A 16,426-nucleotide genomic window follows, 5' to 3' on the forward strand; every position below is an offset into this window, starting at 1 on the left:
ATCGCCGCGACTTCTGGCGGCCAAGCGGCACATTCGGTAAACCTTTGTTCCATGATGGTTATTTCCTCAGGCCCGCGCAGGCTTTTGATCGTGGTTGTGTCAGCGGTCGCAGCCCTTCTCCCGTTTTATTCCGCCCATGCGGAAATGAGCGCCTGGGCGGACAACGAGGGCGGCCGCATGCGCCTCGTGGCGCTCGCCCCCGATGCCGCCGGCAAAATCCGCGCCGCCCTTCAGATCGAGCCGAAGCCCGGCTGGATCACCTATTGGAAAGAACCCGGCGGCAATGGCATTCCGCCCCAAATCACTGTCGCGGCGGAAAGCGGCGTCACGCTCGATGCCATCGCCTATCCCGTTCCGAAGCATTTTTTCAACGGCGCGATCGAGGATATCGCCTATGACGCGCCGGTGACGCTGCCGCTGTCGCTGACGGCGGCCGGCAAAGGCCCGGTTGCGATCGATGCTGCCGCCTTCATCGGCATCTGCAAGGATATCTGCATTCCCTTCCAGGCGAATTTGCAGCTGAAGCTTGGCCCCGCCATCCAGTCGCACCCGCAAGAGGAGGGGATCCTTCAGGCCGCCGATGCGAGGCTGCCGAAGCCGCCATCGCCGGATTTCGACGTGACGGCGCATGCGATGTCGCCCGACAGGAAGACGCTGTCGCTGACACTCGCTCTGCCGGGCGGGGGGCCGGGCGAGGGGCCTGGCGAGGGGACGGACGCGCCGGATATCATCGTCACCGGCCCGAGCGGCCATGCCTTCACCAAGCAGATCGGCGGCAAGCGCGACGGCGCCACCTTCAAGGTCGATGTCACCATCGGCAAACTGCCTGAGAATTACGACATATCCGGCAAGCGCTGGGGCGTGCTGGTCATCGACGGCGAGAGGGCGATGGAGACCACACTTGCCTTTCAATGACGGGCTCCTATAGTCGCCTCCGATCCCCTGCGGCGCCCGCCGTCAAGCAGAACTCCCAATCCAGAACTCAAGGAGAAAACCATGACCATCGCGATCGGCGACAAGCTTCCTGCCGCCACCTTCAAGGAAAAGACGGCTGACGGCCCGGTCGAAATCACCACCGATCAGCTCTTCGCCGGCAAGCGCGTCGTGCTCTTTGCCGTGCCGGGCGCGTTCACGCCGACCTGCTCGCTGAACCACCTGCCGGGTTATCTCGAAAACCGCGACACCATCCTCGGCAAGGGCGTCGACGACATCGCCGTCGTCGCCGTCAACGACTGGCACGTGATGGGCGCCTGGGCGCAATCATCCGGCGGCATGGGCAAGATCCACTTCCTCGCCGATTGGGATGCCGGTTTCACCAAGGCCGTCGGCCTCGACGCCGACCTCTCCGCCGGCGGCCTCGGCCTTCGCTCCAAGCGTTATTCGATGCTGGTGGAGGACGGCGTGGTGAAAGCCCTCAACGTCGAGGAAAGCCCCGGCCAGGCAACCGTCTCGGGCGCTGCCGCGATGCTGGAACAGCTCTGAGCGTTCACTCCTGATGGATGAAGGGGCGGCCGTTCGGTCGCCCTTTTCACTTGTGTGATCGGCTCGCTCTCGGGCGGCCCCTGCTGCCGGATGCGGGCATCATCCTGCTCGCCTCATCGTCAGAACAGCGACGAGCCCGCAAAAACCCAGCACCACCAGGGGCGGAATTGCATGAGCATATTCGCCGTGGAACAGAACCGTGCCCGCGGCGGCCAGCATCACCGCACTTCCGAGCAGTGAACCGTAGAGGCGGAGCGGTTTGAAGATGAGCATGACCGCGGTCGTGAATTCACAGATGGCGGTCAGATAGTGAAAGCTTTCCGGATAGCCCCAGCGGGCGTAGTCCGCGGCAATTTCGGGGCTGACGAAAGTGTTGCCATAGGCGCCGACGAAGAAGAAGGCTGCAAGCAGCCAGGCAATGACGTTTGCCAGGGATAGGTTGACGAGAGACATAGGGGGCGACCTCAATGCGACGGCGCTTGGAGCGCGAGAGTGCGGCGCGCCAAACGCCAGCCCTCCGGCGTCCGCCGCAGCCGGTCGGTATAGGTCACGCTCGCCACTGCCCCGTTCGACAACAGACCAAGGCCCTTCGAGACGGCGACGATTTCGTCGCCCGCGCCTTCCTGAACGTGCACATTCGTCGTGTGATGGGCCGTCGCATGGCCGTCCTGGCTGGCCATATGGCAGATCGCTGCAATGCCTGTGACCGGCGCAAAGCCGAAAACGCCCGCGTCGAAATGTGCATCCTCGGTAAAGACTTCACCGAACCTGTCCCACGCATGATTGTCGACGAGGTGTGCCCAGAGCGAGAGGATCTGGTCGATCTCGACGATGTCATCGGTCGTTGGTTTCATGTTTCATGGTCCTTGAAAGGGGAAGGGGTGCGAATTCGCGATCGCGGCGAAAAGGCGGATGCCGCGTTCTCAGGACGCAACATCCCCGTGTCGCTGAACGGTCCGGCGCATGCCGGGTTATCCAAGCGCGGGGCCGCGGGCCGTCACCAGTTGATCGGGCCATTGGTGTTGAAAAACTGGCCGGTCGGTCCGGCATCATCAAGCAAAGCATATTTGACCGGGGCGCGAACGCCGTCTTCGATCGTGATGTAGCCGCCGCCTCGGTTCAATTCGGTCATGACATAGCCGGGGCAGACCGCGTTGACCTTGATCGGCGTATCTTTCAGCTCAAGGGCAAGCTGCACGGTCAGCATGTTGACCGCCGCCTTGGAGGCGGCATAGCCAAGCCATTTGACGTCGGGGGACGGATTATTTGCATCGCCCGTCCACCAAAGCGAACCCACGCTGCTGGAAAGGTTGACGATGCGCCCACTCACCGCCTTGCGGATCAGCGGCAACAGTTTCTGGGTCACGATCACCATTCCGATGAAATTGACCTCATAGGATTCGCGCAGGGTTTCGATGGACGCCATACTGGGGAAATCGTCGGTGTCGAGCAGCAGGATTCCCGCATTGTTGATCAGGATGTCGAGCCTGCCGAACCGCTCGCCGATCGATGATGCGGCAGCGTCGATCGTCTCAGGGCGATTGAGGTCGATCTCGATCGCTTCGATCGCCAATCCCTCTGCACGCAATGTTTCGGCCTTTGCTTGGCCTGCGGCAAGATCGCGTGCGCCGAGAAGGACGAAGACGCCTTCCCGGCCGAGCTGTCGAGCCGTTTCAAAACCAAGGCCGCGGGTCGCGCCGGTGACGAGCGCAATCTTTTGATGTGTGGACATTCTATCTCCCAAGCAGGCGCGCTCGCAAGGCGAGGCTGTTTGCAATGACGTTGCTCAGCAACGCATCGTGAAATTGCATGGGAAATTATGTCTGTCAATGACAAATGACACTAAGTGACATTTTGTTCGAAGTGGACGATACCGGCGGCGCGATCGAAGAGATCGGCGAGTGACATTGCCGCTCCGCCATCCACCCAACTGTTTATCGATGCCCGAATGAGCGCGAAAACCGTTCCCGCGATCGTATAGGCGACAATATCAGGGAGCGGAGACCGTCTGTCCGGCGAGGCGAGAATATGGGCGACTTCGTCGATCAGTTCGGCGATCATCTGTTCTTTTCGCGCGGAAATGCTCCTGTTGGAGCGGATCGCCGTCTCGATGGCGAGAAAGAAACGCGACTTTTCATCGAACGCCAAAAGCATCGCCCGCGCGGCAGCAAGAAGTGCGACAACCGGCGGCTCCGAGGCGAGCCGCTCCGTCAGTTCCGCACGGACGATCGTCATGCCATCCTGCACCCAGCTGACGATCACATCCTCCTTTGTCGGGAAATAGCGAAGCAGGGTGCGGGGCGACACGCTGACGGCGGCAGCGATATCGGCAATGGTGGTCTCCTCGAATCCACGCTTGTGGATCAGATCCAACGCGGCCTCGAGCAACTGGGCTCGCGTGCGATCCTTCTTATCTTCCCGAAGTCCCAAGATTGTCTCCACGCTGACATGCGGCGGGCTTCTTTTGACACATCATGCCATTTGTCGTCCAGCGACAGAAATGCGCGAATGTCGCGCAAAACGACATGCGGAAAACCAAAGATCTAAAGCGTGTGACGCGCTTTAGTCCTTCATCGGCTCGCCGAGCGTATGCATCAGGCGGTTCGCCCAGCCGAAGATCGCCGAGGAGAGGACGAGATCGAGAGCCTCAAGCTCGTCGAGCCCGACGTCCGCCAGCGCCTGCGCATCGGCCGCGACCGCCTCGGGCGGCGTGGTCGACAGTCGGGCTGAAAAGTTGAAGATTGCCTGGAGGTGCTCGTCGAGCGTCGCCTCGAGACCATCGGCGAACACGGCTTCGATGACATCCGTGCGTTTTGTCAGGTTGTTGAACCGGGATGCATGGACGGCGGCGCAGTAGACGCAGCGGTTGACGACGGAGGCGGCGACTGCACCCAGTTCGCGCTCGCTGGCTGCCAGTCCGTCCTTGCCGTACATGATCAGGTTGAACAGCGGCGAGCGGACCGCGAGCGTCTCGGGGTCGTGCGCCAGGGTCAGCACATAGGGCGAGACGCCCTTGTTCGACGGCGTCGTCTGCATCGCTGCATGCTGCTCGTCGGTGGCGGTCGCGAAATCGACCGGAACGACATAGGGCTGCCAGCGCGGCACTGTGGTGGTGAAGGTGTGGACGACCTCGCTCATCGCATTTCTCCGAGTAGCTTCAGGCCGGCGAGAACCCGCACCTGGTAATTGACGAAAGCCGCAAGCTCCGCGAGCCGGACGATGTCGGCGTCGGTTACGCCGACCTGGCGCAATGCCTCCACATCAGCGCGCGTGGCATCGCGCGGCGCGACCGTGAGCCGGTCGGCATGGCGAACGATCTCGGCGGTGCGGGGATCCGACACCTTCGTGTCCGGCTCGGCGAGCAAGGCTGTCGCCGGTTCGTCGGCGCGGGCAACGAGCGTGTCGTAGTGGCTTGCGAGCGCCGGGCTGCGGTTGTGGCGCGCCATGCGGGCGGCGAGCGCAGCCCTCAGGCCGTGCGACAGCCCGCCGGGATCGCGTGGCAGAAGCACTGCGTCGTGGGCCGCTTCACTGAGGCGCAGGATCTCCGCGCGTTTGCCCATGGCTTCCGCGAGCGCGGAACCCGGCCTCACAGAGGCAAGAGTTTCGATGAGTGTCAAAACAAGCTCCTCAATACGTCAGCGGACATAAGTCTTAGGTAGGCCGGACCTCTCATTATGTCAAACTGGAATGCTAGGCAGACTTTGATGTGAATTTTTTATCTACAGCCAGTCGTCAAATGAGAATTGTCATGCTTTACTGACATGAAGGAGAGTGTTTGATGTCCATTATGCATTCTAACTCTTTCGATATCCGGCAGCTTGAAGCCTTCGCAGCGGTGATGTCCGCCGGCAGCGTGACCGGGGCGGCGCGACTGCTCGGCCGGTCGCAGCCGGCGGTCACAAGGCTGATCCAGGATCTGGAAGCCGATATCGGTTATGCGCTTTTGCATCGAAGCGGCCCGCGCATCAGCCCGACCGCGCGCGGTCTGCTCTTTCACGCTGAAGTGGAACGCCATCTCGCGAGCCTCGCCCACATCCGCGAACGGGCGAACGCCATCGGTCTCGATGAGCCGCCGTCGCTGACGATCGCCGCCACGCCTTCACTTGCGGCCGGCGTTCTGCCCCAGGCGATTTCGGCCGTCGCGCCGGACCTGATACCGCGTCATCTCCATGTGCAGGCGCTGGCGGCCGAGAACGTCGTGCAGGCCGTGCTCGCCCGCTCGGCGGATTTCGGGATCTCAAGCCTGCCGCTGGAGCACCCCGGCCTCGACGTGCACTGGATTGCCGAAGCGTCGTGTGTCGTCGCTCTCGCCGCCAACGATCCGCTCGCCAATGATGACGTGGTGCGTCTCTCCGATCTCGCCGAGCGCCGCATCATCACGCTCGCTAATCCTTACCGCCTGCGGCACCGCATCGACGAGGCCCTGGAACGGGCGGGTGTGGCGCCGCAACGGATGATCGACGTCAACGCCTCGCTGACGGCCCTGACGATGGTCCGGGCCGGACTGGGTGTCGCCATCGTCGAGCCGGCGACGGTCTGCGGCGTTCCGCTCGAAGGGATCGTGATGCGCGTCCTCGACCACACCATCCCCTTCCTGTTCGGCGCCATCTCGCCTGCCGCGATGCCGCTGACCCCGACGGTCGCCGCCGTGATCGATGCGGCGCGCGCGGTGGCGCTCGCGATGCCCGGTTGCCGGCTGCATGACGCAGGCGGCGTCGAAGCATTGGCCGACACCGTCTACGGCGGTAGCCAGATGACCGAGGACGTGCCGTCATGAGCGACCTCTCGATGTTTCCGAACAATCTCGAAGCGCTCGAGGCACGCCTGCGGCAGGACCTTGCCTGGCTGGAGCTGCCGGCCAAGTCCTGGGTTCCTCCCCGCGTCGTCGATGGCCAAGGGGTCGTCGACGTCGTGATCATCGGTGCGGGCATGGCCGGGCTCGTGGCCTCCGCCATGCTGAAGCGGCTCGGCGTCGCCAACCACATCCTTCTCGACAAGGCGCCTGCCGGAAGCGAGGGTCCCTGGGTCACCTTCGCCAGAATGCGGACCCTTCGCTCCCCCAAGCAGCTGACCGGGCCGGCAATGGGCCTGCCGGCGCTGACGTTCCGCGCCTATTACGAGGCGCTGCATGGCCGCGATGCGTGGATCGCGCTCGACAGGGCGCCGCGTGAGACATGGATGGATTACCTGGTCTGGTACCGGCGCGTGCTTGACCTGCCGGTACGCAATGGGGTCGCCGTCGATGCGATTCGTCCGCGCGCCGACGGCCTGCTCGATGTCGTCTGCCGTCATGATGGCCGGTCCGAAACGACGATCGCGCGCCATGTGGTGCTGGCAACGGGCCGCGACGGCCTCGGCGGTCCCTTCGTGCCGTCGATCGCCCACGGCATCGAGCGCAAGTTCTGGGCCCATACCGCCGACCCTATCGATTTCGCCGCATTGCGCGGCAAGCGGGTCGGCGTCGTCGGAGCCGGCGCCTCGGCGATGGACAACGCCGCCACCGCGCTCGAGGCAGGTGCTGCCCGGCTTGACATGTTCGTGCGCAGGACCGACCTGCCACGGATCAACAAGTTCACCGGCATCGGCAGCCAGGGCGTGGTGCATGGCTTCGCCGGTCTGCCGGATGACTGGAAGTGGCGCTTTCTCGACTACGCCATGCGCTCGCAGACGCCGCCTCCGCGCCCGAGCGTCTTGCGTGTCAGCGCATTCCCGCAGGCCCATCTTCATCTCGGAAGCCCGATCGATCGATTGCAGCAGCAAGGCGACCATATCGTTGTGACGACGCCGAAAGGCAGCTATCCCGTCGATTTCCTGATCTTCGGCACCGGCTTCAGGGTCGACCTGAAGAACCGGCCGGAACTCGCCGCCGTCGCATCCCATATCGGCCTCTGGCGCGACCGCTTTCCTGTGCCCGCGGACATGCGAAACGACGAGCTTGAAACCTCGCCCGACCTCGGAGAGGCGTTCGAGTTCCTCGAGGCCGAGCCCGGCGCTTGCCCGGCGCTGGCCCGCATTCACTGCTTCAACTTCCCGGCCACGCTCAGCCACGGCAAGCTCACGGGCGATATTCCCGCCATCAGCGAAGGTGCCGACCGGCTCGCGCGCGGCATCGTCAGGGCGCTGTTCGTCGCCGACCGCGAGCGTCATTTCGCCGATCTCCAGGCCTTCGATACGCCCGAGCTGCTCGGAGACGAGTGGGCCGACGACGAGACCGCGACGTTTTCCGACCTATCTGCCGAAAGGACACCGACCCGAAATGCTTGAGATCAAAAACCTAAAGCTGTCCTACGGAAACACCCAGGTCCTCAACGGCGTCGATCTCTCGGTGAACCGCGGCGACGTGGTGTCGATCATCGGCCCCAGCGGCACCGGCAAGACGACGTTGCTGAAGTGCATCAATTATCTGGCCAAGCCGGCCTCCGGCACAATCGCCTTCGATCAGGTCAGGATGGACTACCAGAAACCGGACAACACTGCGGTCCAGGCGATCCGGCTGCGGACGGCGATGGTCTTCCAGCAGTTCAACGTCTTCAAGAACATGACCGTCATTCAGAACGTGATGGATCCGCTCGTGGTCGTGCAACGCAATTCGAAGGACGAGGCGCGTTCGATCGCCTTGCAGGAGCTTGAGCGGGTCGGCCTTTCGAACAAGATCGACAGCTACCCGTCCCAGCTTTCCGGCGGCCAGCTGCAGCGGACCGGCATTGCGCGTGCGCTGGCCGTGAAGCCGGATGTCATGCTCTTCGACGAACCGACGTCGTCGCTCGACCCCGAACTCGTCGGCGAGGTTTTGAAGGTGATCAGGGACGTCACGTCGTCCGGCATCACCTCGCTCCTCGTCACCCACGAGATGCAGTTCGCAAAGAACATCTCGAACCGCATCGTCTTCATGGATCGGGGCGTCGTCGCCGCTCAAGGCAGCCCTGCCGAGATCTTCGACACGCCCTCCAACCCGCGCCTTGCCCAGTTCCTGAATTCCGAACACTCCATCCAGTAAAGAAAGGATGCCTGACATGTCTTCCATCAAGTCGACTTCCCGCCGCACCTTCGGCCTCGCTGTCGCCGGCGTTGCCTTTGCCCTCGCAACCGCGGGCCTATCGCATGCCGAGGACGTGCGCACCATCAAGATCGCGACGGCTGCCGAATCCAAGCCGCTCTCCTGGGGTGCCATCGGCGTCGAGCCGCAGGGTTACGAGCCCGACGTCCTGAAGGCGATCAACGCCAAGCTGCCCCAGTACAAATTCGTCATGGAGGGTGCTGCCGACATCGCTCAGGAGACCGGCCTCGCCACCGGCAAGTACGACATCGCGACCGGCGGCTACTACCGGGCGCCCGCTCGCGAAAAGCAGTTCCTCCTTCCGGAGAGCCCGATCGGCGCCAGCCTGATCAAGATCTACAGCCGCAAGGACAGCGGCATCAACGAAATGAAGGATCTCGTCGGCAAGAAGATCGTGCCCGTGACGGCCGGCGGCGGCATCTACAAGTTCGCCACTGCCTGGCAGGAAAAGAACCCCGACTTCAAAATCGAGATCACCGCATCCAGCGCCGGCATTCCCTATCCGGATCGCCTGAAAGAGGTGGAGAACGGCAAATACGACGCGCTGGTTCTGCCGTCCAACCTCGGCGAGCAGACGGTCATCGACCAGCAGAAGCTCGACGTCAAGGCGAGCGAGCCGGTCGCGATCAACAATACCTTTGTCCTGATCCATCGCTCCGAGGAGAACAAGGCGCTCTCCGCAGACATCGACAAGGCTCTGAAGGAGCTCAAGGCCGACGGCACGCTCGCCAAGCTCTCGCAGAAATGGTTCGGCGAGGACATCACCACCTACATGAAGTAACGCCGGCCAACGATACCGGCGATCAGGCCCAAGGCCGAAACAAGGAGTGTTCCGAAGTGGACCTATCCATCATGATCCCCGAGCTGCTCAAGGCGCTGCCGCTGACGCTTGCGATCACGTTCACGGCCATGATCGTCGGCTTCCTGCTGGCCCTGATAACGACGACGTTCCGGGTGCGCAGGATACCGGTTGTCAGCCAGCTGGCCGACCTCTACGTCTCCTATGCCCGGAGCGTCCCCGTCGTGCTCCAACTGTTCGTCGCCTTCTACGGACTGCCGCTGGTCGTCGCTCTGTTCGAGGTCGAGGATTTCGTGTCCCCGAACGTCGCGGCGATCGTCGGCCTCAGCCTCTACCATGGAGGCTATCTTTCCGAGGTTCTGCGGCCAGCCTACCTCGCCGTGGAACGCGGTCAGCACGATGCTGCGGACAGTCTCGGATACACCTTCCTTCAGAAGATCCTTCGGGTCGTCGGACCCCAGGCAGTGCACATCGCCCTGCCAGGCTACGGCAACTCGATCATCTACCTCATCCACAACGTCGCACTGGTGATGTACATCGGCGCCGCGGATGTCATGGCCACCGCCCATCTCGTCATGGAGCGCGACTACAACCAGTACCAGTTCGAGACCTACCTTGTGCTGGCGGTGATCTATTCGCTGCTATGCCTCGTGGCATGGATCGTCGTGCGCTTTTTCGAAACGCGAAACGCAAGATTCGCGCCCAATACCGCACCGGCCAAGGCCACGATGATGGCAAGCGTCTGATCGAATAGGAGGTCATCACATGTTCGATTCCGAAGTCCTTCTTCCCGATCTCTGGGACATCCTTGGCGCGGTCCCGGTGACGCTCGCCATGGCGCTTGGCATCTTCGTTTTCTCTACGATCGTCGGCAGCCTTTTCGCGATGGTGGAATATCGGCGAGTCCCGCTGCTTCGGGAACTGGTCGTCGCCTACAAGGTCGTCTTCAAGGGCGTTCCGATGGTCATCGTGATCTTCCTCGCCTATTACGGCCTGCCGCCGACGCTGCAGTTTCTGACCTCGCTCGTCGGCATCGACTATAATGGTCACTCGACGCCGAACTGGATCACGCTGATCGTCGCCCTGACCGCCTGCGTCGCGGCGTTCCAGGCGGAAGTCGTGAAGGGCGCACTCAACTCCTTCGACAACGGTCAGGCCGATGCGGCCTATTCCCTGGGCTACAAGCGCAGCCAGGTGTTCCGCCGGGTCATGCTGCCTCAGGTCATCGTCGCAGCCATCCCGGATCTTGCCAACTCGATCATGGTGATCATGAAGGCGCTGTCGCTGGGATTTGCAATCGAGGTCGTCGACATCTTCGCGCAGTCACAGCTGACCGCGGCGCTGAACTTCTACTACCTCGAAGCCTTCCTGATCGCGGTCGTCATCTACATGGTGATCGCCTACATCGTCACCTACGCTGCCGATCGTATGGAACGGGCTCTGAGGGTATGGGCCTAAAGCGCGTCGGGCGCTTTCTTTGATCGATGATATTCCAGATCACCAGATTTACGCTTTGCATAGCGCTGGTTGGCTGGTTGAAGGCGGGATAGCCGATGCGAGTTTGGATGGCCAGGCCGCAAACTCTTAGTTCGGGATGGCAGCAAAGCTGTCAGGACCTGAAACCCAATGAAGCTGGTCTAAGAAGGTCCTAAGCCTGTGAACAGCTCGTTCTGGCGTTTCCGTCCGCGTCCATTGCCGGCGTTCCACATTCGTATCGATATAGCGAAACTCTATCAGGCCCGATGATTGCGCTGAAATCCGAAGGTAGGCCACTGAGGGAGGGGCATGGTCGGTTTGTTGGACGCATAGATCAGCCATGGATGTCCATCCGAACAGCGCATCCCGAAGCGAACTTCGAGCGATGAAATCGGCAAGTTGCTCAATGCCTTGCAAGGCCGACGAGAATTTTTCGTCTTCCGAACGTCCTCGCGCGTTGCGAATATGGTCAGCGAGTAGGGGCCATGGCCTGATCATACGTCAAGTCTGGCTCAGCAGCATATGGCTGTCAAATGGATGCGCGCACGCGATCATCTCATGTCGAATGCTGCCCGTATTCAGCTTAGCAATGAATCTGGGACTAGCTTCCGCCTCAATCTCGCCGCAATCGTTATAACATAACCGTAATGTTATTACATTGTAGGATGCGCCATGCCCCCGAGCCCCGACCGCCCCTCCGTCAGCCTGCTGGGACAGTCGGCATTCTCTAGGGTGATCGGCATGGCGCTGGTCATTACCGTGCTTTGGCTGGCGATCCACTGGGCGGTTCTCTTGCCATGACGCCGCTGATCCGTCTCGAGAATCTGACCGTCGCCTATAACCGGCACCCCGCCGTCCATCATGTCTCCGGCGCCTTCGCCTCGGGCAGCCTGACGGCGATTGCCGGGCCGAACGGGGCGGGCAAGTCGACGCTGCTGAAGGCGATCATGGGTGAGCTTCGTCCCGCCGAAGGCAGGGTCGAGCATCGGCTGGGGCGGGCGGAATTCGGTTATCTCCCGCAGGCGGCCGAGATCGACCGGCGCTTTCCGATCTCGGTGATCGACACCGTCATGTTCGGCGCCTGGAAGAAGACGGGCGCCTTCGGCCGCATCGCGCCCGCCGAGGTGAAAAGGGCAGGCGAGGCGCTCTCCGCCGTCGGCCTCGACGGCTTCGGCCGCCGCCATGTCGGGTCGCTCTCGGCCGGCCAGTTCCAGCGCGTGCTCTTTGCCCGCCTGCTGGTGCAGGATGCCGGCATCATCCTGCTCGACGAGCCGTTTACGGCAATCGATGCCCGCACCACCAGGGACCTCGTCGATATCGTCACCCGCTGGCATGGCGAGGGCCGCACAGTGATTGCCGTCCTGCACGATTTCGAGCTGGTTCGCGCCCATTTCCCGCAAACGCTGCTGCTCGCCCGCGAACTGGTCGGCTGGGGTGCGACCGCCGACGTCATGTCCTCAGTCAATCTCCTGAAGGCGCGCGCCATGGCCGAGCGCTGGGATGAGGATGCAAATGCCTGCGCACCCGAAGAGGCGCCAGCGGCATGACGGCTTACGATCTCTTCCTGGCACCCTTTGCCGATTACGGTTTCATGCGCCGGGCGCTCGTCGCCTGCCTCTGCCTCGGGCTGGGCTCCGGCCCGATCGGCGTCTTCCTGATGCTGCGGCGCATGAGCCTGATGGGCGACGCGATGAGCCATGCGGTGCTGCCGGGGGCCGCCATCGGTTACCTCGTCGCCGGCTCCCTGTCGCTGACGGCGATGGGCCTTGGCGGCCTCATCGCCGGCCTCTCGGTGGCACTGCTTTCCGGCGCCGTCAGCCGGATGACCGTGCTGCAGGAGGATGCGAGCTTTGCCAGCTTCTATCTCGCCTCGCTGGCGCTCGGCGTGCTGATCGTCTCGCTGCGCGGCTCGAATATCGATCTGCTGCATGTGCTCTTCGGCACCATCCTGGCGATCGATGCTCCCGCTCTTTATCTGATCGGCGCGATCACCTCGCTGACCCTCGTCATCCTCGCCTTCATCTACCGGCCGCTGGTGGCCGAATGTTTCGATCCGGGGTTCCTGCGCGCCGTCGGCGGGCGCGGGCCGGTCTATCACGTGCTCTTCCTGCTGCTGGTGGTGCTGAACCTCGTCGCCAGCTTCCAGGCGCTCGGCACGCTGATGGCGGTCGGCCTGATGATGCTGCCGGCGGCCGTCGCTCAACTCTGGTCGCGCAGTCTGCCCGTGATGATGGCGATAGCAGCCGCAAGTGCTGCCGCCTCCGGCTATCTCGGCCTGATCGCCTCCTACCATCTCGAACTCGCCTCCGGCCCGACGATCATCATGACGGCGGCGGTCCTCTACGGCTTTTCTATTCTTTTCGCGCCCTCCGGCCTTGCCCGGCGCTTTTTTCCCCGCCCGCATTTGAAGGGCTGATCCCAAGGAGACTTCAATGACACCGCACAGACTGCTTCTCTCCGCAGCTATCCCCGCTTTGATGGCGCTGTCGGCCGTGCCCGCTTCCGCCGAAACGCTGAAGGTGGTCGCCTCCTTCACCGTGCTTGCCGATGTCGTCAAACAGGTCGGCGGCGAACACGTCAAGGTGACGAGCCTCGTCGGGCCGAACGGCGATCCCCATGAATTCGAGCCGTCGCCGGCCGACGCGAAGAATTTGAACGCGGCTGAAGTGACCTTCGTCAGCGGCGAGGGGCTGGAAGGCTGGATGGACCGGCTGATCACCGCCTCGGGCTATAAGGGCAAGCCGGTCACCGTTTCCGAAGGCATCAACACCCGCACCATGGAAGAGGACGGCGAAAAAATCACCGATCCGCATGTCTGGAACAGCCCCGTCAACGTCAAGATCTGGGTCGCCAATATCGAAAAGGCGCTGTCATCGGCCGATCCCGCTGACGCCGCCGCCTTCAAGGCCAATGCCGAGAAATACACCAAGACGCTGGATGAACTGAACGCCTACGCCCATGCGAAATTCGACAAGGTCGCCGACGATCGCCGCAAGGTGCTGACCAGCCATGACGCCTTCGGCTATTTCGGCCGCGAATATAATGTCAGCTTCCTGGCGCCGCTTGGCCTGTCCACAGAAAGCGAGGCCTCGGCAGCCGACGTCGCCAAGCTGATCGAGCAGATCAAGGGCGAGCACGTGAAGGCCTATTTCTTCGAGAATTCCAACGATCCGCGCCTCGTCAAGCAGGTCGCCAAGGCAACCGGGGCCGAGCCCGGCGGCGAGCTCTATGTCGAATCCCTGTCCGACGCCAAGGGGCCGGCGCCGACCTATGAGAAGATGTTCAAATACAATGTCGACCAGCTCGCCGCCGCCATGGCGAAATCGAGCTGAGCCGGAGCAATTCCAGGCAAAGCGCGAAACGGTTTTGCCGAGAAATGCGCAAAAACAAAAAGTCAGAGCGGTTCTGCACTTACATGAAAAGCTGAACCGCTCTAGCGAGCGATCAGGCCGCAGCCCGGTGCTCGTCACGGGCTGCGGTCCACACCTCGCGCGCCGCATCGGCATTGATGATCGCGATGCCGACTCCGACGATCAGATCGGGCCACGCCGACCTCCAGAAAAACGCGGTGATCAATCCGGCGCCGACGATGGCGATATTCGCGACCGCGTCGTTGCGGGCAGACAAGAAGGCCGCTTTCGTCAGGCTTCCACCGTCATGACGAAAGCGGGCGAGCAGCAATGCACAACTCAGATTGACGACGAGGGCGCCGAGGCCAGTCAAGGACAGCGCAAAGGGCTCCGGTGCGACGGGCACGGTGAACTTCTGCCAAGCGGTCCAGATCGTTGCGATTGCCGGTGCCAGCAGAATTGCAGCGAGCGCCATGCCTACGCGTGCCCGGGAGCGAGCCGACCAACCGAGCGCCATCAGGATCAGGAGATTGACCGAGGCGTCTTCGAGGAAATCGACCGAGTCCGCAAACAGTGAGACCGACCCGATCGAAAGGGCGACGGCGAACTCGACCCCGAAATAGCCAAGGTTTGCGAGCGCGACGGTCGTGACTGCGCGGCGGAGGGTGGAGCTATGCATGTCCCTTTCAGCCTTTTCGATAAACCCGCCGCCATCGCCGAGGCTGATCCCGTTTTAGCGCGGCCGGCCAACAGCCCTCACAAATTCAGGTCGAAGACCAGGATGCCGGCAAGGCCTCCATCCGTCGACGAGACGATGCGCTCGCCCACGGTCACATGCTCGGGATGGATGAGATAGGCATCCCGGGCCTCGGCGCTTTCAAAGGTCACGGCAAACCCGTCGACGAAGCCGCCATGCAGTCCCTCGGGCGAAACATTCGGCCCGTATTTGATATCCACTATGCCGGGAATGAGCTGTTTCAGGGCGACGATCGCCGCAAACAGCGACTGCTTGTCTTCGCTCGTCACCGCGGTCTTCAGCCGCAGGAATACGCAGTGCAGGATCATCAGTGGTCCTCCCGATTTCTTTGGCCGATTTCTTTGGCCCGATTTTCTTTGGCTGGAGAATAGCGGCGAAAGCCGGGAGAGCAATGAGATTTATTTTCACGCAGGCGTTGCGCCGCAAGCAGCAAGCCGGCAGATTACATCTGGTCGGTCTTGACCATGGGCCGCTTGTAGATCTTCTGGACGAGATCGCTCGCCAGCGCGCGGGCTTCGTCTTTTTGGTCCGCCGTCATCGGCCGGCAGGTGTTCCTGGTGTTTGAACTGTCGAGCACTGTCGTAGAACCGGAATTGGCGATGACGAGATGCCAGCTGCAGGAGGCGACCTTGTCGATGGCGACGGCACCATGGCAACCGGTGGAGAGGCAGAAGGCAACAGTCACCTGCGCCCCGTGGTCGCCTTTATAGGCCAGCCCGACGGCTTTCTTGATATCCGTGACCCATCGCTCGCATTGCGCCTGTTTTGGCCCCGGCTGGCAGCTCTTGGTGACCGGAGTGATGTCGCCGGCCTGAAGCGGCGAGACGCAAAAAACACCCATCGAGAGGGCGAGCAGGAACTTGAGCATGGGATTTTCCTTGTGCAAGGAATGAGTGGCGCACATCGCAGGCCGTTGGTCAATGGCCATCAAAAAAAGGAAGATGGCGCGCCCAACAAAGGTTGGCGCGCCACCGGGAAAATCCGAAATTGTGCAGATCCGACGCCGCCGCTAATCCAGAACGACCACGGCTTCGACCTCGAAGAGCATGGGGTCGATGGCAAGCTTGGGAACGGGAATCAGCGTCTGCGCCGGCAGTGCTTCGCCGAACATGTCCTTGACGTTGCTGGTCAGCACCTCGAGCTTGGACATATCGTGATCGACCACGAAGACCGTCAGCTTGGCGACCTGATCCGGCTTTGCGCCGAGCGCATCGAGGGCGGTGCGCAAATTCGCATAGGCCTGCTTCACCTGGACGGCGAAGTCGGGCGACAAGGTTCCCGTGCTGTCCTGGCCGCCCTGTCCGGAGATGTAGGCCAGCCGGGCTCCTCGGGGCACGATCACCGCCGTGCTGTAGCCATTCGGTGAGGGGTCGTAGAGGTTTTTCGGATTGACGATATCAAGTTTGAGATCGTCCTCATTGGCTGTCGCGGCGGTGGGAGCGCTGATGGTCATGATGAGTCCTCCGATAATGAGATGCTTGATTGCGCGTGACATGACTTCTCCT

At 62.3% G+C, this 16,426-nt stretch carries 22 protein-coding genes; 12 read left to right on the forward strand and 10 right to left on the reverse strand.

Annotated features, from left to right (window positions below; translation table 11 throughout):
* Nucleotides 1-51: 51 nt before the first annotated feature.
* Both AC2444_RS03250 and AC2444_RS03255 read left to right on the forward strand, forming a co-directional pair.
* Nucleotides 52-915 (forward strand): protein-disulfide reductase DsbD domain-containing protein, encoded by an 864-nt coding sequence (locus AC2444_RS03250; protein WP_012756334.1) that lies wholly within the window; start codon nt 52-54, stop codon nt 913-915.
* Between the two features lie 81 nt (nt 916-996).
* Complete coding sequence (locus tag AC2444_RS03255; RefSeq protein ID WP_011650769.1) at nt 997-1,482, forward strand: peroxiredoxin; 486 nt, start codon at nt 997-999, stop codon at nt 1,480-1,482.
* A gap of 99 nt (nt 1,483-1,581) precedes the next feature.
* Here AC2444_RS03255 and AC2444_RS03260 read toward each other — a convergent pair whose 3' ends face one another.
* The 6 genes from AC2444_RS03260 to AC2444_RS03285 all read right to left on the reverse strand — a co-directional run bounded on the left by AC2444_RS03260 (nt 1,582) and on the right by AC2444_RS03285 (nt 5,099).
* Entirely contained in the window at nt 1,582-1,935 is a 354-nt protein-coding gene (locus AC2444_RS03260; RefSeq protein WP_012756335.1) for a DoxX family protein, read from the reverse strand.
* Between the two features lie 11 nt (nt 1,936-1,946).
* Nucleotides 1,947-2,336: a nuclear transport factor 2 family protein gene (locus tag AC2444_RS03265; RefSeq protein WP_012756336.1), complete on the reverse strand. Its 390-nt coding sequence runs from the start codon at nt 2,334-2,336 to the stop codon at nt 1,947-1,949.
* Between the two features lie 143 nt (nt 2,337-2,479).
* A complete protein-coding gene (locus AC2444_RS03270; protein ID WP_012756337.1) occupies nt 2,480-3,214 on the reverse strand; it encodes an SDR family oxidoreductase in 735 nt (244 codons plus the stop codon).
* Nucleotides 3,215-3,324: 110 nt separating this feature from the next.
* Nucleotides 3,325-3,912: a TetR/AcrR family transcriptional regulator gene (locus tag AC2444_RS03275; RefSeq protein WP_012756338.1), complete on the reverse strand. Its 588-nt coding sequence runs from the start codon at nt 3,910-3,912 to the stop codon at nt 3,325-3,327.
* Between the two features lie 132 nt (nt 3,913-4,044).
* Entirely contained in the window at nt 4,045-4,620 is a 576-nt protein-coding gene (locus tag AC2444_RS03280) for a peroxidase-related enzyme (RefSeq protein ID WP_128449646.1), read from the reverse strand.
* Nucleotides 4,617-5,099 (reverse strand): CMD domain-containing protein, encoded by a 483-nt coding sequence (locus AC2444_RS03285; protein WP_012756340.1) that lies wholly within the window; start codon nt 5,097-5,099, stop codon nt 4,617-4,619. Before AC2444_RS03285 ends, AC2444_RS03280 begins: the two co-directional genes overlap by 4 nt.
* A gap of 161 nt (nt 5,100-5,260) precedes the next feature.
* On the opposite strand from AC2444_RS03285, the gene AC2444_RS03290 reads away from it, so the two are divergent.
* The 10 genes from AC2444_RS03290 to AC2444_RS03335 all read left to right on the forward strand — a co-directional run bounded on the left by AC2444_RS03290 (nt 5,261) and on the right by AC2444_RS03335 (nt 14,146).
* Complete coding sequence (locus tag AC2444_RS03290; RefSeq protein WP_012756341.1) at nt 5,261-6,259, forward strand: LysR family transcriptional regulator; 999 nt, start codon at nt 5,261-5,263, stop codon at nt 6,257-6,259.
* On the forward strand, nt 6,256-7,746 hold the full coding sequence (locus tag AC2444_RS03295; protein ID WP_012756342.1) for an NAD(P)-binding domain-containing protein: 1,491 nt from the start codon (nt 6,256-6,258) through the stop codon (nt 7,744-7,746). Before AC2444_RS03290 ends, AC2444_RS03295 begins: the two co-directional genes overlap by 4 nt.
* The gene (locus AC2444_RS03300) at nt 7,739-8,479 is read left to right on the forward strand and encodes an amino acid ABC transporter ATP-binding protein (RefSeq protein ID WP_012756343.1); all 741 of its coding nucleotides are present in this window, start codon (nt 7,739-7,741) and stop codon (nt 8,477-8,479) included. The genes AC2444_RS03295 and AC2444_RS03300 overlap by 8 nt, the downstream gene beginning before the upstream one ends.
* A gap of 16 nt (nt 8,480-8,495) precedes the next feature.
* Entirely contained in the window at nt 8,496-9,320 is an 825-nt protein-coding gene (locus tag AC2444_RS03305) for an amino acid ABC transporter substrate-binding protein (RefSeq protein ID WP_012756344.1), read from the forward strand.
* A 56-nt stretch (nt 9,321-9,376) separates the two neighbouring features.
* On the forward strand, nt 9,377-10,084 hold the full coding sequence (locus AC2444_RS03310; protein ID WP_012756345.1) for an amino acid ABC transporter permease: 708 nt from the start codon (nt 9,377-9,379) through the stop codon (nt 10,082-10,084).
* A 19-nt stretch (nt 10,085-10,103) separates the two neighbouring features.
* Nucleotides 10,104-10,796, forward strand: a complete 693-nt coding sequence (locus tag AC2444_RS03315) for an amino acid ABC transporter permease (RefSeq protein WP_012756346.1) — start codon at nt 10,104-10,106, stop codon at nt 10,794-10,796.
* 690 nt (nt 10,797-11,486) lie between these two features.
* Nucleotides 11,487-11,615 (forward strand): hypothetical protein, encoded by a 129-nt coding sequence (locus AC2444_RS03320; RefSeq protein WP_012756348.1) that lies wholly within the window; start codon nt 11,487-11,489, stop codon nt 11,613-11,615.
* On the forward strand, nt 11,612-12,361 hold the full coding sequence (locus AC2444_RS03325; RefSeq protein ID WP_012756349.1) for a metal ABC transporter ATP-binding protein: 750 nt from the start codon (nt 11,612-11,614) through the stop codon (nt 12,359-12,361). The genes AC2444_RS03320 and AC2444_RS03325 overlap by 4 nt, the downstream gene beginning before the upstream one ends.
* Nucleotides 12,358-13,230 carry a metal ABC transporter permease gene (locus tag AC2444_RS03330; RefSeq protein ID WP_003557122.1) on the forward strand — a complete coding sequence of 291 codons (873 nt, stop codon included), beginning with the start codon at nt 12,358-12,360 and terminating at the stop codon, nt 13,228-13,230. The genes AC2444_RS03325 and AC2444_RS03330 overlap by 4 nt, the downstream gene beginning before the upstream one ends.
* 16 nt (nt 13,231-13,246) lie before the next feature.
* Nucleotides 13,247-14,146 (forward strand): metal ABC transporter solute-binding protein, Zn/Mn family, encoded by a 900-nt coding sequence (locus AC2444_RS03335; protein ID WP_012756350.1) that lies wholly within the window; start codon nt 13,247-13,249, stop codon nt 14,144-14,146.
* 112 nt (nt 14,147-14,258) lie between these two features.
* Here the strand turns inward: AC2444_RS03335 and AC2444_RS03340 are convergent, their stop codons facing one another.
* The 4 genes from AC2444_RS03340 to AC2444_RS03355 all read right to left on the reverse strand — a co-directional run bounded on the left by AC2444_RS03340 (nt 14,259) and on the right by AC2444_RS03355 (nt 16,416).
* Entirely contained in the window at nt 14,259-14,843 is a 585-nt protein-coding gene (locus AC2444_RS03340) for a cation efflux transmembrane domain-containing protein (protein WP_012756351.1), read from the reverse strand.
* 77 nt (nt 14,844-14,920) lie between these two features.
* The gene (locus tag AC2444_RS03345) at nt 14,921-15,229 is read right to left on the reverse strand and encodes a Dabb family protein (protein ID WP_012756352.1); all 309 of its coding nucleotides are present in this window, start codon (nt 15,227-15,229) and stop codon (nt 14,921-14,923) included.
* A gap of 134 nt (nt 15,230-15,363) precedes the next feature.
* Nucleotides 15,364-15,789, reverse strand: a complete 426-nt coding sequence (locus tag AC2444_RS03350; RefSeq protein ID WP_032996248.1) for a hypothetical protein — start codon at nt 15,787-15,789, stop codon at nt 15,364-15,366.
* Between the two features lie 141 nt (nt 15,790-15,930).
* On the reverse strand, nt 15,931-16,416 hold the full coding sequence (locus tag AC2444_RS03355) for a RidA family protein (RefSeq protein WP_012756354.1): 486 nt from the start codon (nt 16,414-16,416) through the stop codon (nt 15,931-15,933).
* Nucleotides 16,417-16,426 lie beyond the last annotated feature (10 nt).

The organism is Rhizobium sp. WSM1328 (genome assembly GCF_057653715.1).

Bases quoted from the DNA above. Each gene is read 5' to 3' on its own strand.
- AC2444_RS03290 (WP_012756341.1), top strand. From the start codon at position 5,261: ATGTCCATTATGCATTCTAACTCTTTCGATATCCGGCAGCTTGAAGCC.
- AC2444_RS03270 (WP_012756337.1), bottom strand. From the start codon at position 3,214: ATGTCCACACATCAAAAGATTGCGCTCGTCACCGGCGCGACCCGCGGC.
- AC2444_RS03255 (WP_011650769.1), top strand. From the start codon at position 997: ATGACCATCGCGATCGGCGACAAGCTTCCTGCCGCCACCTTCAAGGAA.
- AC2444_RS03300 (WP_012756343.1), top strand. From the start codon at position 7,739: ATGCTTGAGATCAAAAACCTAAAGCTGTCCTACGGAAACACCCAGGTC.
- AC2444_RS03315 (WP_012756346.1), top strand. From the start codon at position 10,104: ATGTTCGATTCCGAAGTCCTTCTTCCCGATCTCTGGGACATCCTTGGC.
- AC2444_RS03345 (WP_012756352.1), bottom strand. From the start codon at position 15,229: ATGATCCTGCACTGCGTATTCCTGCGGCTGAAGACCGCGGTGACGAGC.
- AC2444_RS03250 (WP_012756334.1), top strand. From the start codon at position 52: ATGATGGTTATTTCCTCAGGCCCGCGCAGGCTTTTGATCGTGGTTGTG.
- AC2444_RS03320 (WP_012756348.1), top strand. From the start codon at position 11,487: ATGCCCCCGAGCCCCGACCGCCCCTCCGTCAGCCTGCTGGGACAGTCG.
- AC2444_RS03335 (WP_012756350.1), top strand. From the start codon at position 13,247: ATGACACCGCACAGACTGCTTCTCTCCGCAGCTATCCCCGCTTTGATG.
- AC2444_RS03325 (WP_012756349.1), top strand. From the start codon at position 11,612: ATGACGCCGCTGATCCGTCTCGAGAATCTGACCGTCGCCTATAACCGG.
- AC2444_RS03280 (WP_128449646.1), bottom strand. From the start codon at position 4,620: ATGAGCGAGGTCGTCCACACCTTCACCACCACAGTGCCGCGCTGGCAG.
- AC2444_RS03295 (WP_012756342.1), top strand. From the start codon at position 6,256: ATGAGCGACCTCTCGATGTTTCCGAACAATCTCGAAGCGCTCGAGGCA.
- AC2444_RS03355 (WP_012756354.1), bottom strand. From the start codon at position 16,416: ATGTCACGCGCAATCAAGCATCTCATTATCGGAGGACTCATCATGACC.
- AC2444_RS03350 (WP_032996248.1), bottom strand. From the start codon at position 15,789: ATGCTCAAGTTCCTGCTCGCCCTCTCGATGGGTGTTTTTTGCGTCTCG.
- AC2444_RS03305 (WP_012756344.1), top strand. From the start codon at position 8,496: ATGTCTTCCATCAAGTCGACTTCCCGCCGCACCTTCGGCCTCGCTGTC.
- AC2444_RS03260 (WP_012756335.1), bottom strand. From the start codon at position 1,935: ATGTCTCTCGTCAACCTATCCCTGGCAAACGTCATTGCCTGGCTGCTT.
- AC2444_RS03265 (WP_012756336.1), bottom strand. From the start codon at position 2,336: ATGAAACCAACGACCGATGACATCGTCGAGATCGACCAGATCCTCTCG.
- AC2444_RS03340 (WP_012756351.1), bottom strand. From the start codon at position 14,843: ATGCATAGCTCCACCCTCCGCCGCGCAGTCACGACCGTCGCGCTCGCA.
- AC2444_RS03330 (WP_003557122.1), top strand. From the start codon at position 12,358: ATGACGGCTTACGATCTCTTCCTGGCACCCTTTGCCGATTACGGTTTC.